12 protein-coding genes are annotated in these 15,399 nt (G+C 57.4%); all 12 read right to left on the bottom strand.

The features are described 5' to 3' along the window. Positions 1 to 197 precede the first annotated feature (197 nt). Positions 198 to 863, bottom strand: coding sequence for a DUF4956 domain-containing protein (locus OIL88_06015; GenBank protein ID HJI71920.1), 666 nt, complete (start codon positions 861 to 863; stop codon positions 198 to 200). A 3-nt stretch (positions 864 to 866) separates the two neighbouring features. After that, positions 867 to 1,658 (bottom strand): polyphosphate polymerase domain-containing protein, encoded by a 792-nt coding sequence (locus OIL88_06010; protein ID HJI71919.1) that lies wholly within the window; start codon positions 1,656 to 1,658, stop codon positions 867 to 869. Further along, a complete protein-coding gene (locus tag OIL88_06005) occupies positions 1,645 to 3,414 on the bottom strand; it encodes a CotH kinase family protein (GenBank protein HJI71918.1) in 1,770 nt (589 codons plus the stop codon). The genes OIL88_06010 and OIL88_06005 overlap by 14 nt, the downstream gene beginning before the upstream one ends. Next, complete coding sequence (gene pelG, locus OIL88_06000) at positions 3,404 to 4,948, bottom strand: exopolysaccharide Pel transporter PelG (GenBank protein ID HJI71917.1); 1,545 nt, start codon at positions 4,946 to 4,948, stop codon at positions 3,404 to 3,406. Before pelG ends, OIL88_06005 begins: the two co-directional genes overlap by 11 nt. Before the next feature lie 3 nt (positions 4,949 to 4,951). Next, the gene (gene pelF, locus OIL88_05995; protein HJI71916.1) at positions 4,952 to 6,379 is read right to left on the bottom strand and encodes a GT4 family glycosyltransferase PelF; all 1,428 of its coding nucleotides are present in this window, start codon (positions 6,377 to 6,379) and stop codon (positions 4,952 to 4,954) included. Next, complete coding sequence (locus OIL88_05990; protein ID HJI71915.1) at positions 6,376 to 8,256, bottom strand: DUF2194 domain-containing protein; 1,881 nt, start codon at positions 8,254 to 8,256, stop codon at positions 6,376 to 6,378. Before OIL88_05990 ends, pelF begins: the two co-directional genes overlap by 4 nt. Continuing rightward, positions 8,253 to 9,158, bottom strand: a complete 906-nt coding sequence (locus OIL88_05985) for a hypothetical protein (protein ID HJI71914.1) — start codon at positions 9,156 to 9,158, stop codon at positions 8,253 to 8,255. The genes OIL88_05990 and OIL88_05985 overlap by 4 nt, the downstream gene beginning before the upstream one ends. Then, entirely contained in the window at positions 9,155 to 11,293 is a 2,139-nt protein-coding gene (locus OIL88_05980; protein HJI71913.1) for a DUF4118 domain-containing protein, read from the bottom strand. The genes OIL88_05985 and OIL88_05980 overlap by 4 nt, the downstream gene beginning before the upstream one ends. A 152-nt stretch (positions 11,294 to 11,445) precedes the next feature. Further along, complete coding sequence (locus OIL88_05975) at positions 11,446 to 11,832, bottom strand: helix-turn-helix transcriptional regulator (GenBank protein ID HJI71912.1); 387 nt, start codon at positions 11,830 to 11,832, stop codon at positions 11,446 to 11,448. 33 nt (positions 11,833 to 11,865) lie between these two features. Further along, complete coding sequence (locus tag OIL88_05970; GenBank protein ID HJI71911.1) at positions 11,866 to 12,279, bottom strand: hypothetical protein; 414 nt, start codon at positions 12,277 to 12,279, stop codon at positions 11,866 to 11,868. A gap of 770 nt (positions 12,280 to 13,049) precedes the next feature. Next, positions 13,050 to 14,414, bottom strand: coding sequence for a bacteriophage abortive infection AbiH family protein (locus tag OIL88_05965; protein ID HJI71910.1), 1,365 nt, complete (start codon positions 14,412 to 14,414; stop codon positions 13,050 to 13,052). Positions 14,415 to 14,729: 315 nt separating this feature from the next. Continuing rightward, on the bottom strand, positions 14,730 to 15,398 hold the full coding sequence (locus OIL88_05960; protein ID HJI71909.1) for an RloB family protein: 669 nt from the start codon (positions 15,396 to 15,398) through the stop codon (positions 14,730 to 14,732). Position 15,399 lies beyond the last annotated feature (1 nt).

Here is a 15,399-nt window from a genome sequence, read left to right as displayed (position 1 = left end):
GATACCTGTTCGTTCCGGCGTTCTGACGAACGCCGGACTGCTCGACGCTGCGCGGGCATCTGCCGGGCGATCTGCCGCTCGCGTACATGAAGTACGCGTCGCTCCTCTTTCGTGGCACCTCGCCACGGCAGCTGCCCGCTCGCTGACGTACGCTCGACCAGGAGCGCCCCTCTTTGTGCAATTTGCTCGCTAGGGTTCTAACCGTGATACTCGCCGTTGTACTGGATGAGCGTGAGGTCCTCGACGCCGTCGAGCGCGCGGATGGCATCGGCGTACGGCATATCCACGCCGTCCGAGAACACCTCCACGGCCATCTCGACCTTATCGCCGCGCATGGTCTTGGACTTCACCGTGAACTTGGTACGGCCAAAGGCACGAACGATGTCGTCGCCCGTGGTCTGGCCCGTGTAGTGGATGACCATCATGTACACTCGCGCCTTATCCTGGTGCGCAGCAAAGCCGGCGATCATCGCCACGATGACCACCGCCGTCAGCCCCACGAGCGCGTACATGCCGGCACCTGCCGTAATGCCCGTGGTAATGGCCCAAAACAGATACAACAGGTCGAGCGGATCCTTGACCGCCGTACGATAGCGGACGATGGACAGGGCACCGACCATACCGAGCGAGATGACCACGTTCGTCGAGATCGCGAGCGTAACCATGCAAGTGAGCACGCACATGCCCACGAGCGTCACGGCAAAGCTGCGCGAATACACCACGCCGGTAAAAAAGCGCTTGTACACGTGATAGATCAGGATGCCCATGGCGAGCGCCACGAGCAGCGAGAGGCCAATCTTGGCAGGGTCGACCTGGCCAAACGCCTCCAAGACGGAGTTCTTAAAAAAGTCCCTGGTGCTCATGGTCTAAATATCCCCTCGGTTCTCAAAATCCGATTCCCAGTAGTTAAAACCACGCAGGTAGGCGGTCTTTTCGTAACACAGGCAGTACTTGGAGACCGCCGTGAGCTCGGCCGCGCCCGGCGGCACCATATCGCGCACCAGCTGCGGACAAAACTCGGTAAACTTGACCTCCATCACCAGCTTGCCGGGCTCCAGCACGGGCAGCGCGGGCAAGGTCGCATCAAAGATATCGAAGCTACCCACCGCGGCACGAACGTTCATGTCAAACGTAATGCGCACGGTGCCCTCGTCCATTACCCACGGTTCGCGCTCATAGTCAACGATGGTGCGCGGGCGCATCATATTGCAGATGCACTCGATGTAGAACTCGCGGCACAGCTGGTGCGGACTGTGCAGCAAAAAGTCGTAATCGCCGGCCAGGATCTGCTCAAACTCGTCACGCGTGAGCGGCGCGTCCTCCTTGTAGATCCAGCTGCCGTACTTCTTTTTGCGCTCGAGCTTAATCACCTTGTCGCTGCCGTTATAGATGCGCACGCGATACTTTTTGCGCATGAGAATACCGGCGTCTTTTTCCTCGTAGGCCGAGTTGCAGTAGTCGTCAAAGTACAGGCTGCGAATGGTATAACCGCCCGCCTGCGCATGCTTGTCCAGCTTAAACACAGGCGCCATGCGACAGGCAAGCGCGGCGTGCTCGCCCTCGTTAATGAGATATTTGAGCTCGTGGCGGTAACGCTCCTGCGTGGCACGCACAGGCGGAGCTGCCAAGCGCTCAAGCAGCGCGCTAGCCCTCCTCATACGTATCCTCCACGACCTTACCGCCGTCCTGCACGTAAAAACACTTCATGCCGTAGTGCTTGCCGTCGTCGGTCACATAGTAGTCAAACGCATCTTGCGTATAGCCGTCGGAGTTGGTGGCGCGCACGCGCACAAAATACTGGCCGGCATCGGGCGCATCACAGGTCACCTCGGGAAGTAGCACGTCCTCGGCCTTAAAAAGCACGTCGCTTATGGCATAGTCGCGCGCCAGCTCCACGGTATAGCGAATGTCACGCGCCTTAAAGTCGTAAGACGCGTCCCAATTCACGCGCAGCTTACCGTTATCGATCTGCGGCACGCCAATGTAGAACGGCATGGGCTTTTTATAGCTCTCGCGAAAGCTCTTATAGTTCTCCTCGATCTCGGAAGGAATCGCCGCCGCAATCTGCTCGTATTCGTCTTTGGTCACGGGCAGGTTATCGATATCGGGCGACGCAAACACCAGCGATTCGGTAACCTCGCGGTAGTGCTTAATCATTTTGGTCAGGCGCTCTTCGGTCAGGTACGAGCGCAGGTCCTTCACGGCGCGGTCGAGTTCACTGCGGAACGACTTGCTGCGCAGTGCGCGATTAAACAGCACATTGCCCCAGTAGTTGCTCACGCCGCGCTCCCAGCTTGCATAATCCGAGAATCCGGTCAGGCTCAACTCAAGCTTGCGCAGCATGCCGTCATTGTCCCAATCCAAGATATACCAGACCTTGGAGTTGAGTGGGCTGTACAGATAGCAGTTACGGTTCTGCGTATCGCAATTACCCGTCAAAATCTGAAACGCCATCCAATAGACCAGGTTCTCGGTATCAAAATAGGTATCGAGCACATCGTCGATCTTTTGCGAATCGTCGTTGAGCGCATCGAGCATCTCGATCAACTTGGTATGGTCCGAGTCGCCCTTAATCTCGAGCATGCCCTCAAACGCCGTCTGGTTATAGTCGGGGTCATCGGTGAGCTTAATAGTGTCCTCAAAGCGATGGAAATCGAAGCTGTTAACCTTATACAGGTGCCCGCTCTTATCCAGACCGTGGGCCTTGAGCGCCGTCTTGTTGAGCTGCTCGACCTGCGTAAACAGACCGTAGTCCTCAAAGGTGTCGTTAGTTTTTTCGGTCTGGTCGCACACCCACAAGTGTACAAACTGCGTGCGCAGGCCCATCATCTGGGGAATGCCGCGGATCAGATCGTAAGCCATCTTGTTACGAAAGCGCATGCCCTCGCCCATGTGCTTGTTAAGCGCAATCGCGCGCTGCTGGTGCCACGTGCCCTTGCCCTTTTTGAGCTCCACCTTGTAGTTCTTTTGCGTATAGGTACTCGACGTCTGACCGCGCACCTGCACCGTGGCGTTGGGCGCCTCCTCTCCATAGCCGACCTCGCCAGCAACGGGCCCCTTATCATCGCCAGGCTGCAGCAGGCCCATAACCTGATAGCGCGTCACGCCCATGTCGGCATAGTCGTAGACTGAGTACGTATTGATCTCGGCCCAGCTATGGTCGGTATTCTCGGAGCTGTTGCCGCGAGAGACTGTCAGGTACATGCATACGATGCCCGAGTCGTCGTAGACCTCGTACAGCTCATCCTTGTCGCGAAGGTGCTTGGTCTCGCTAGACGCATCGGCCTTTTTAATCTTGCCCTGCTTCTTGGTCTTTTTTGCCGAGGATTCGTCCTGCGAAGAGCAGCCCGAAAGCAGCAATGTGCCGGCAGCCGCCTCAATCAAGCGGCGACGCGATATCATCCTATCGGTCATCAGGACCTCCCCAACGATTGCGATACACACGGACCACCGTGCGCTCAAACGCACCATGCGGCTCGCCCTCTAGACGCAGCTCCTCGTAGCGCTGCTCGGCACGGTCGAGCCAGCGGCCCAGCTCCGTAAAGCGACCCGTCTTGTCGGTCGCCACAATGGGCTGCTGGCTCAGAATACGATACGGCAAGTTGGCGGTATAGGTATCGAGCCGCATGAGCGCCACAACAAAAAACACCGCCGCGCCGAGCAAAAAGCCAAACCCATAAAACTGCTGCGGAAAGAACAGCGAGACGATGGTCGCCAGCCCCGCCACGCCCGCGAACAGCCCGGAGGCAAGCACGGCGCCCTTGTAGTCGGTAAAGTACAGCAAGATCAGCAGAATCGTGTTGCCCACGGCATACAGGCCATAGCCCACGCACAGCGTGCGGAAATACCCGTGCATCAGGTTGTTGAAGCCCAGCGGCAGGGCCGAGAGCACCGTGGTCTCGAGCGAGATGACTGCTGCCGTCACAAACAGCTGCTTGAGCGCACAAAACCGCAGCTCCCGGTTGAGCGTGGCGAGCATTTCCTCCTCGGCCACCACGATGTCGCCCACCACGCCGCCGTCGTTAAACAGGCTGTAGTAGTCGCGGTAGCGCGGATAGAAGTTCACCTCGACCGACACCACAAAGTTGACGGTCGTGACCAGGATGGTCAAAAACGCAAGCAACGCCGGCACATCATGATAGGGCGCACCGTAAAACAAGCCCTTGACCTGCACGCCGATGGGCCCCGCCCAAATAATTACCAGGTGAGCAAAGAGTCCCAAGTTGGTAAACAGACCCGTGAGTGCCAGCGGCATAAACTGGTCGAGCCACTGCAAAAAGAGCCAGGGGCTGCGATCGCTCTGCGGAAAATACCGGTACAGCAGTACCACGTCCCAGGCGAGCATGACGCCGTAGCCCAGGGCGATCGACGCCAGCAGGCCCTCGACCGGCGGCAGGCCCAGCGCCAGCGCGCACAGGGCGCACGCGCACGCCACGCCAATGGCAGCCGCAAAGCTGCACAGAATACCGCGGTAGTCTTTGATGGCGGTGAGGAAGCTCATGCCGTTCCAGTTGACGATCATAATGTTGAACAGCCACAGGCACAGCAGCCCCTGCAGCAGCGTGGCGCCCGAGAACAGCAAAAAGACGCCATAGAACACCGTACCCGCAACAAGCATAATGGCGTTGGAGCCCCAAAACGAAGGCAGAACCTCCTCCTCGCGCTCGGCAAACAGCATATCGGCCAAAAAGCGCGTGACGGGCATGGAGAAAAAGCTCGTGAGCGTGAGCGACGCCAGCAGCGTATAGGTCACCATGCACACCAGCAAATCCTGGCTGGCGCGACCCACGCCCCACAGGCCGCACAGCACCAGAATGCCCACCTGCAGCAGCACGCCCAGCAGCATGGGACCCGTGCACACGATGCCGGCGTAGCCATAGGCGCGCATGGTGGCAAAGAGGCCTTTGCGCTTAAACAGACGCTTGAGCTCAAATCCAATTCCGGCCATGGGCTACACCTCCTTCCGCGGCAGGTCAAACGCGCGGGCCGTCTCGTCGTAGAGTGCACGGTAGTTGGCGAGCATCTGCTCGTGCAGGTAATAGGTCGCCACGCGACGCTGGCCACGCTCCCCCATCTCCAGGCGGCGGGCACGGCTTGCGCACATGCGTTCCATGTCATCGGCCAAGCCCTTGCGATACATGGGCGGACTCACAAAACCGGCCACGCCAAAGTCATCGCCGGGGGCGCCTTCCAGCAGCTCGCGGCAGCAGCCCACCTCAGTCGTAACGCAAGGGCGACGGGCGGCCAGCGACTCCAGCACGCTCAGAGGTTGACCCTCGGAGATACTCGTCAAGATGGTGAAGTCGAGCTTTTGCATGTACTCGACCACGTCCACGCGGCCGGTAAAGATCAGGTCGCGCACGCCCAGAGTCTCCAACAGCGCATGGCATTCAGCACCATACTCCTCGTCGTCAACGCCACCCATAATGTGAAGACGCACCTGTGGCAGGCGCTCATGCAGCTCAAAGAAGGCGTAGATCATGGTCTTGACGTCCTTAATGGGCGCCAGGCGCACCACCGCGCCAATGTCCACCCAGCCGTCGTCGGGCTTAAGCGGAATGTCCTTAAAGCGATCAAACTGAATGCCATTGGGGATGACGAAGCACTTGGACGCGTCGCAGCCCATGTCGATCTGCGTCTTGCGCGCATTGTGAAACAAGCTCGTCACGCGGAAGGCGCGGCGATAGATTTCCTCCGAAAGCAAATAGAAAAAGCGAATCCAACGGTCCTTGAAGGACGGCACCACCCAGTCGGCGCGAATGATCTCCTCCTCGCGCTCGCGCGTATAGATGCCGTGCTCGGTCAGCAATACCGGCGCGTTGTGAACGCTGGAGCCCAGGCTCGCGAGCAGGCCGCCGTAGCCGGTCGAGATGGCGTGATACACATCGGCCACCGGCACCTCGTTACCCAGCAGATAGAGCACGGGCAGTAGCATTGAACGCATGGTGTGGAAGGCGTCGGCGAAAGGCGTATACGGGTACTCGGCCAAGCACACGTCGCGGAAGATGTCCATAAACGCACGGCTCTGCAAAAACGAGAGCGGATGCACGCGACGGCGTTGGAAGATATCGAACAGCACATCCCAGTCGGGATTGGAGAGCGACACCAGGCGGCGCAACGCCTCGCGCTCGCGGTCGTTAAAGCTGGCTTCGTGCTGCTCGCCCGTAAGACGCAAGGCGTCGTCCAGAAATACCTCGTGGACCTCGACGACGTTCTTGGGCAGCTCGTAGACAAACTTACCGCGATCGGCGGCATGCGCGCCAATCACCCACAGCACAAACTCGTGCTCGGGCATGGATTGGATGTAGCCGTGCATCCAGGTGGACACGCCACCGTGCACATAGGGGTAGCAACCCTCGAGCACCAAGCAGATTCTCATCGGTCGCCACCTTCCTTGCGCTCGATCGTCACGGTCTTGTCCGCCGCTTTAACCAGGTACAGGTTGCCCGTCAGATGCGTTATCTCGCCGCCCGTCACCTTGCCCGGCTCGCCGTTATTGGCACGGAACATAAGCCATGCCTCGTCATGGAAATTGCCCAGGCTGAGCGTCCAGGCATCGTCGCTCGTATCCACGCTCACCGTCACGGACGAAAAACGCTGGATGGCGCCCGAGCACTCCGAGCCCGTCTGGTGGCGCAGGTCGGGCGCCGACGTGGTCAGCCAGTCCAGGTAGTCGGTCAGGCCGCCCTTATAGACCTCCCAGCCCTCCTTGGCGCCTCGATCGGGATCCAGCAGGTCATCCGGGTGCATAAAATGCGTACTCACATAGTGCATGTTGAGCTCGGACACTGCTGCCAGACGCATGTAGGAATCGCCAACCATGCCGCCCGAGACAATGCGCGGCTGTTCCACGATGCCATCTCTTGCCACACCAAACTCCTGCACGTAGGGCAGGTCGGTACCGTCCTCAAAATACGTACTGGCGATGGTTTTGATGCGTGGCACGTCTTCGCCGATGATCTTGCGCGCGCGGGCCGAAAGGATATTCGACGGCGGCACATACACCGAGCCATGCGCATTGGGCAGGACCTCGTCTTGGAACGCGATGAGCTCGTTGAGCGCCGCGACGAGCGTGTCCTTGTTCTTCCACGTATTGTAGTCATACAGCGTGCCATAGTCGGTATCCGAGAGCGCCAGCGGCTGATGGTTGTAGCCGTGAAAGCCCAGCTCGCCACCCATCTGCAGCAACATGCCGCCAAAATAGCGGAACTGCGTGGTATCCGCCTGACGCACCGGCTCGACCTGGTTGACAACGTCCTCGTAGTTCTCGATCATCACGCCCGTGAAGCGAATGTCGTACTTCTGCGCGAGCTTTTGCAGATCGGGCCACCATACCTTGGCATAAAAATCGGCAATGGAAAGGCCGTAGTCACGCTTGATGTAGGTACCGTCGCCCGAAGGCACGGGGCTGGGAAAGTCGTCCAAGTAGAACACGGCACTGTTGATGACCGGGTAGGCCGTGGCATCGCCGAGCAGGCTTATGGCCGAAGCATAGAACCCACGCATGACCTTGTCGTAGATGCCAATGTTGCACACCACGGTATGTCCGCTGCCAAATTCGTTGGACCAAATGAGCGGGGCCTCCGAATCGCCGGTTTTAGCCCACACGTGCGCTGTCTCGCGCAACGAGACTGAAAGCGACGAATCAAAAGGATCCGAGAACACGTAGCGTTGGCCCCCGCCCAGCATAAAGTCCTCGCTCGGAACGATGCTCTCGGCCGTCACATAATCATAGCCAGCCGATTCAATACCAAGCCTGGGCGCAATCGCCTGCAGGTAGCCGGAGTTCTCCGGGGTCATGGCAAGCATGAGCGAACCGCCGGCGCTCACCCAGCTCATAAGGTCGGCGAGGCGCGAGCCCAGCGCATCGAGTGAGGACATTAGCACGATCACGCGGTCGAACGACGCAAGCGAGGGGATCGCGTCCGCGCCATCGGTGGCGATATCCACGTCGCGATGTGCGATCTTCATATCGAGCAGGATCTGGTCGAACTGCTCCTTGACGTCCTCGACGCCGTCCTGGTCCGAGTCGCTAATAACCAGACACGTAGGCTTTTGGCCAAAGATTGCCGAGCTTGCGGGCGTGGCATCGGTGGCGGCAAGCATGCCCAGCTTGTACTGCCCGGCGCCATACTGCACGCCGGCGCGCTCAATCAACAGGACAGCGGCCATGGCGATAAAGACCGCCCACACCACGAGCAGCCCCATCCAGCGAAAATGGCCCGCACGGTCGCGGACATGTTGCACCACGCTCATCGGGCCTCCTCCCCATCGCGCCAAAATGCCAGCTTCTCGCGGTTGTCGGCGCTCAAATACACATGCTGGTTGTCAATCGCGTCGATCACCTGCTGCACGCCCTCGCCGTCGCGGCGTGCCACAGCAAGACGCAGGCAGAGCATCCAGGCCCCCTGTTCGTCCGGCGCATCTGCCACAAGCTGCGCGGTCACGGCCTCAGCCTCGTCCAGCTCGCCGGCATCGGCCAGCGCCGTAGCGTAGCGAATGCGCAGCGACGTCCCGTCTTCGCGCTCGCAACGACGCGCGAGCAGGCGAGCATACTGCTGACGCTGAATCTGCGCCACACGGCCCTCGGCCAGGCCAGAGGCCAAATAGTCGCCAAGGTAGTCACAGTACTCATCCAGGTTTTGCGCGCTGGGATCGGCCTTAAACGTACGCTCCAACTGCTGCAGCTTAAGGTCGGACTCCTTGGAGATCTGCGCCACGGCCGTCGCGGCATAGTGCGCGACCTCGACGTCATCGTTGAGCTTAGCGGCCTGGAGCTGTGCCAGATAAGCGCCCGGGTCCTCGGTGAGCATAGAAAGCATAAGGCGCCGGCGGTCGCCCGCGTCATTGACGATGAGCGCCTCCTCGAGCGGCACCACGCCGGCATCGGCCTCGCGGCGCTGAACCTGCACGCCGCGACGTATATCGTCCTTTAAGCGCAACGATTCCAACGTGCTGGCACAAGACGCATCGCCACATGCCTGGTCGCGCGCGCAGAGCAGCACCACCAGCAACGGGCCCCACAGCGGAACGAGCACTATTACGGCAAGCATATGCCCGCGGACCGATAGCAGGCCCAACTTCATGAGCGTCCAGAGCACCAGGCACACCAGCACGTGGATTATCAATACGAGCACGGCGACAACAAGCGAGATCAAGCAGCATCCCCCTCGCCATCGGAGCCGGCGGGATCTATCTGCCGCAGCAGTGCCACAGCGCCCTCACCGTCGACATGCTCAACGGTAATCTGCTTGGAGGCCATGCGCTTGAAAATGACGGGCAGGTCGGCCTCGATGGCCTGACGCATGAGCAAATACAGCGTGTCGTCGACCAGGCCCGCGGCATCGCTCTCGCGAATCGCCGATCCAATCGCCCCGACCAGCTCGCCGACGGGCTCCATCCCCGGCACCACGCGCAGGAGCAAATAGCTCCCCATCTTGCTGTCTGCGAGCGCCTGCTCGGTGGCAAGCTCGCGGCCGAAAGCATCCCGCTTAAGCACACGCGTGCCAGCAATACAGCGCTTATCCTGCGCCACGGCCTCGTAATCGAAGGCGCGACCCAGCGCGCTTTCTACCAGGCCGCACAAAATGCGGAACAGGTTTTGGTAATAGAGGGTCATTTGGCTCTCGGCCACGTGGCGCACAAAGATAAAGATCGACGGTGCCCCGTCGCGCTCCATCACGTAGGCGAACATGGGCAGCCCCGGCACTAGCTTGCGGTTCACCCACAGGCCAGAATGGTCCACGCCCTCCATCATGGCCTTAAGATCGTCGAGTGCCAACGAGCGCAGCGCATCGGCCGAAATTGCCGGGCTCGCGGCGACCAAGCGCGTAAACGCCCCGCCCGAAACGTGGTAGATCGTCACCGAGTCGTTCTCTAGGATCTCGCCCAGCAGCTCACAGCACTTGCGATAGATATCGCGCGGATTGAGCACGTCGAGCTCCTGCGTCACGGCAAAGATCTTGCCAAAGCTGTCGTGGCGACCCACGATCTGGCGCTTGTATGCCTGTTTATCCTCGATGGCGTCGTGGTAGAGCCGGCCCAAAAAGTCGTTACGGTTACGCACGAGCTCGTTCTCGGCGCGCTCGGCCTTGAGCGCCTCGCGGTTGCGCAGCTGCACATAGCCGCACACGGCGCCCACCACAAAGTAGGCGATAAACGGCAGCCAGTTAGAGGGCTCGTAGAACAGGCCCTGGAAGGTATAGCCATACTGGGTAAAGTAGCTCGCAGCCAGGCCAATCGAGGCCAGCAGCGCCGCGACCAGGCCAAAATCCAGGCCATACAGCGTGCCGATCAGCACCACATACAGCAGGCGATAGTCGAGCACATTAAGCTGAGCAGATTGCGAAAACACCCGCTCCAGACACTCAAAGAGCACCCATGCGAGCGCGGTCTCCATGCACATGACGGGCAGCGTATGCTCGCGCATGCGGTCGATGGCATAGTGCAGCGGATGACGCTTTCCCGCGCGGGATTGCTCCCAGCGGGCATGTATGGTCGAAAGATCGGTGAGCACGTCGTAGCGCTGGAACCAGCCATAGCGTTTGCGGACGGCATCGCTCGGCGACACGGAAGCTTCCGCGTCGTCGCCGAAGGTTACCTGGAGCACCGGGAACAGGCGCTTTAGGGCCTCGGCCAGATCGCCCAGCGTGTGCGCAAAGCTATCCGCAACGCCGAGCTCCTCAAACGCAGGATCCCAGCTATCGAAGATGCGGCGCACCAAGACAGCCAGCTCCTCGGCGCATAGGGCCTGAAGCGGAGCATCCGCGCTGTTCTTGAGCACGAGCGAGCCGTGCGAGCAGGCTTGGAACAACGGCACCAAAAACGGGTCATTGAGCGCCGGCGAGGCGGTATAGAGATAGGGCACGCGTAGAATCTTGGCTTGAATGCCGTCGCGGCCAGCATAGTAGCGGCACAGGTCGTTGGCCGCGTGGGCAATGATGCCCTTGCCGGTTTGGCCGGCGGCATCGACGTCGCCTTCGGCGCCCGCCGGCCCCGTCACAAACAGCAGTTGGATCTGGCGGCCCAGGCACGCGCGAAACACCGAGCGCAGCAGCTCGATATCGCCAAAGGTCTCGGTATGCGGCGTGAGGTAGGTGGAAAGATAGACCACGCGATCGAACTCGTAGGCCTGGTCCAGATGCTGCAGCAACTCGTTCCAGGACGAGGGAGCCGACGATCCGTCGCGCTGCACGTCGCTCGCAGCTACAACCTGCACATGGTCGCCCGGGAACGCCTTGACGCAAAAGTCGTCATCGACATACGAAGTATTACCAACAACCAGCACTTCCACGGCGCGCTCCCCTCCCTTTAGAACTCAATCATGCCAAACATGCGTATTGTACGCTGCCAGCGCATATGTCCAAAATCTTTAAGGCTGTTTTAAGAACATCTTTAGAGGGGAGGCGTGACGTAATACTCGATTCGGCAGCGAAGAAGGACGGCTCATTCACCCTGAAAAGGCACATCGCAATCGGCCGAAAGCTCTGCAGGAAGGATCGCCGGCAATGCACATTGCTCTCGCACGGAATCATCGGATGAAAGAAACGGAAGCTCTTTGGAATGATTGGCGATAACCTGCGGAACGATTTTGATGCCCAAAGCGAGCTCGAACTTGGCGATCGTCTTCAGCGTCATATTAGGTTGCGTATTAAGCAGCTTTGAAAGCGACTGAAGACTCACGCCCATGCGCTTCGCTAAATCGCTTTTGCTCAAACCCTGATGCAGCATCTCGCGATGAACAATAAACTCGATGTCTAGTGCATGTTCATAAGCGCGCGTTTCGCTACTTTCTGTTTCGGCGTAAAAATCAGATAAATTTACTTTGTTCATTGTTTTCTCCGTTTCGAAAGCCAAGTATAAAAGTCAGCGCTCAGATTCCAAAAGCTGACGTGCTATCACGGCTAATCGCTTGGTCCGCTCGATTTCTTTACTGATATTTCCCGATCCCTGGTGCCCTTTAAACCAAAACAGTAGAACAATTTTGTCTGCGCCCTGACATATGGCATAAATCATCTCTCGATTTGCCCCGTCAAACCCTTTTAGTTCATAGAGACCAAGCTTGGAATCAATACAGCGTAGCTTTGAGGTCCCGCTCGAAACCTTTAAGCCATAATCATAGATTTTTGAAATCTGGTCGATCATTTTACGGGCGGCAAGTTTCCTTTTAGGATCTGTCAACATTTTCTGGAATTGAGAGTTGTCGGGAGAAGTCGTTAGCTCCCAAAACGGACGGCCCCTGGGATCCCTATATTCGACAACATCATATCCATCAACCAAACGCCACCTCCCATTTCTAGTTACACTTAACTTGTAAGTTAAGTGTAACTATTTAAATACGAACTTCAACGCTTAAGCTAGATTCCACAGCCCCACTAGATATAAATTCCAACCAGATGTGATTTCAAAACGGAAGTATGCGGCAAATTCCAAACATGTTGACCAGACCGGAAAGCAGCATGACTTCCAACTGCGGTGTCTTTTCCCGAGAAGGGTGGTGCGCTCGAGGGTTCCAGAATTTGCCGTATACTTCTGCGCAGCGATACCGGAAGTGCGAGGAAGAACCAAAATCAACCAACCAGGCCCAGGTTTCGGAGTTCTGTGACCTGCGGTTTTGTTGCCGAAAATCAGGTTGTGCTCAGCGGTTTTCAACTTTTCTCCGCACTTCCGGAAAACGAGGCCCTGCATCATGTTTTCTTGCAACAAAAAACGGCTTCCGCGACAACATCCAGTTGTCGCGGAAACATCAAAGGGCCGTTGCCGGAAAACCGAACAACGACCCCTCTTTGTCATCGCCTCACGTAGAGTCCGCGACGACTGTATCACTGAGAAAATCTTACCGTAATGTCCATCAACCAAACAAGGCGACGATTGCCGAAGCAAGGGTTCGTCCCCAATTTCCATCTTAATTAAACTAGGGGATACCCTCAGAATGGAAGAAACCCCCGTGCAAAACGATGGCCTATAGCAGGCTTACGTTTTTCATTTAGGACATCATGCCGCAGCGGCTGCTAGCAGAGGCGACCTATTTCCGACATAAGCAGATCGACCTAAATCTCCCGAACGACAAGTCGGCCTTCGAGCATGAGCTTGTGCGCGAGGTTGTTACTACGTCCAGCAATACCAAACGAAGCGCCATAGTAATCGAGGAGGGCGAGCACCTTAGCCACCTCTGACTCGCGAACACCCTTGGCGTAGTTTGAGTATAAGAAGACCAGGCTGGTATGCCCGTTATACAAATCCACCGTGCTAAAAATGGACTCAAAGTACGAATAATCGGCTCGCGAAAGCGAATGGCCAAAAAAGACTATCGAAGATGTCTTAAGACCATCCCCTGCCTTTTGCGAAGGATAAGCAATCGAGCCACTTGGAACCCCTCGGGCAGACTTCAAAACACGATATGTCTTGGTAAATGGGAGGATATCCCGATTATCCAAATTGCCGGAACCGTCGATTCCAAAAATGCATTCACCATCAAGCGTGCCGTGGATATTGACAAGATGGGCATCCCCAAACCGCTGTTTAAGCCACCGATATGGAGACGTGTAGTTAAAGTTGAGAACAGTCACCGCATCATCGGGCATACCATCGGCCACCACGGTATGCTCAATCAGCTTGCGCATTAAGTTGTCCGAACAATCTAAATAGCCATCTTTGCGGGCAACCTCATCTTTGAGATAGCAATTAAAGTAGTGTTCCATACGCTCGAGTTCTGACATGAGAATGGAAGATAACCGCCCCTCGGGATCCTCAAGGACCCGAGGGAACCCAGAAGCGAGGTAATGCCCAACACGTTCGGTCCAAGGATTGGGCTTATGTCCCAAAAGGCGAGAGCCCTCTCTGAATAACTCGAAATCTGCCTCTGAGTCATCCGAACTCTCTGAATCTTCAATGCCCAGCTCAGATAGAACCCCTTGATCGCCAGCGTAAATGCTGTCTCTGAGCCGTTCAATTTCGTCGACCCGATTCTCGATGTAGTCACTTGCATTGAGGGTGTTCGCTTCATTTACTAGATAAAAGTAGTCCTGCAAAGAACCGAACGAGACGGCATAATCGGATATCATAACGCCCTCATCGTCGATGCCGTCCTCGGGCAGGTTGATGCCGAACACATTGGCAATAGCCGTCTCGACATCGCACCAATTCACATTGAAGGCTCTTGCCTCCATGTCCTTTCGGCTTCTAAGAATCAGATCCCAGGCAGTCAGGCCTCTCGCTTTGATGGCTTCATAATCACAAGAGCCCTTTTCCGAAACAAGTGAGTCGATGACTCTCATCCGAGGCTCAAAGAAGTCTTTAAACGAAGACGCCAAACCGCAGGAAAGATCGAAGCCGTTGCCAATCACTATAAGGTGGTGATTGCGACATCTCTTCCCATCATCCTCGCCGGTAAGCCTGATGTCTTCTGTACTCACATTAGTCCTTAATACACCGTTTAAACTCATTCTCAGTCAGATAACGCTCAGGCATCCAGACCATTAGGATGTAATAAACGTATTTACGTCCGCCATCCTTGGCTCAATAAAGTCTCTCATCATGAGCACCATGAAGAGAGAAGACCATCCAAGGGAATAGCCGCCTCTTCGCACAACGCAGGCCCGTAGGTTGACTACGTCAGTACCGCCGGCCTCACTCTAATACCCGTGTCCCAAAGGGTCAATTCAAGACAGCAAGTCAGCATGTAACATCTTTCATGAATCTCCAGTCCTATCGAGCCCGATCGAACTCGGCTATCCAACCAGATACGGCCCAATCACATCGAATATCTCGCCCACCTTGGTTGCAGGGTTTTGCGCAGATGGTTTAACGTTACCCAGCCCCCTATGGTATGTGACGAGGCGCCCAGCACGCTGCAATGCTTCGCCACGCCTATCATCCACTGCCCCAAACATCCCGTCCAGGTTCTTGCGGTACTCGATACCCAAGTTCTTCAACATCTCCTGCGCGAGGGCATGCTGGCAGTCGGACGCGGACATATGCGCGGTCGTGTAGCGAAAGTGCAGAAGAGGCCACAGCTCGAAGCAGGGGTTGGACCACAACGCGTGGAAAGTCCTCGAACCATCAGAGAGCTCGTTGCACTTGCGCTCCATCGCATCAAAGTCGGACGCAGGGAAGTCATCCTTGTCATACACGAGCCACACGTGATCGAACGTCTCGGGCGCATAGCGGCAGTGTTCGACGGCGAAGTCAAACAGGTCAAGCGTGTGTTTGCCGGTTCCCTTAACGACAATGGCAACCTTGCGCTCATTCGCCTCGCCCAACGCCGCGCGCACACCCTCAAAGTAGCGAGGCTCGGTCTCCTTGCCCTCGCTCACTACGAGATGACGTGTCATCTGAACCATGCGCGAGCGGCCCTCGCGCTTGCCACTGCGCCAGCCCTTCGACTTCTTCGCCACCATG

It is taken from the genome of Coriobacteriaceae bacterium (genome assembly GCA_025992855.1).
Taxonomy (GTDB): Bacteria; Actinomycetota; Coriobacteriia; order Coriobacteriales; family Coriobacteriaceae; genus Collinsella.
Note: the sequence above shows the minus strand (reverse complement) of the source record. Positions and strands in the feature narration are given on the sequence as shown.

Bases quoted from the DNA above. Each gene is read 5' to 3' on its own strand.
- pelF (HJI71916.1), bottom strand. From the start codon at position 6,379: ATGAGAATCTGCTTGGTGCTCGAGGGTTGCTACCCCTATGTGCACGGT.
- OIL88_06010 (HJI71919.1), bottom strand. From the start codon at position 1,658: ATGAGGAGGGCTAGCGCGCTGCTTGAGCGCTTGGCAGCTCCGCCTGTG.
- OIL88_05975 (HJI71912.1), bottom strand. From the start codon at position 11,832: ATGAACAAAGTAAATTTATCTGATTTTTACGCCGAAACAGAAAGTAGC.
- OIL88_05960 (HJI71909.1), bottom strand. From the start codon at position 15,398: ATGGTGGCGAAGAAGTCGAAGGGCTGGCGCAGTGGCAAGCGCGAGGGC.
- OIL88_06015 (HJI71920.1), bottom strand. From the start codon at position 863: ATGAGCACCAGGGACTTTTTTAAGAACTCCGTCTTGGAGGCGTTTGGC.
- pelG (HJI71917.1), bottom strand. From the start codon at position 4,948: ATGGCCGGAATTGGATTTGAGCTCAAGCGTCTGTTTAAGCGCAAAGGC.
- OIL88_06005 (HJI71918.1), bottom strand. From the start codon at position 3,414: ATGACCGATAGGATGATATCGCGTCGCCGCTTGATTGAGGCGGCTGCC.
- OIL88_05990 (HJI71915.1), bottom strand. From the start codon at position 8,256: ATGAGCGTGGTGCAACATGTCCGCGACCGTGCGGGCCATTTTCGCTGG.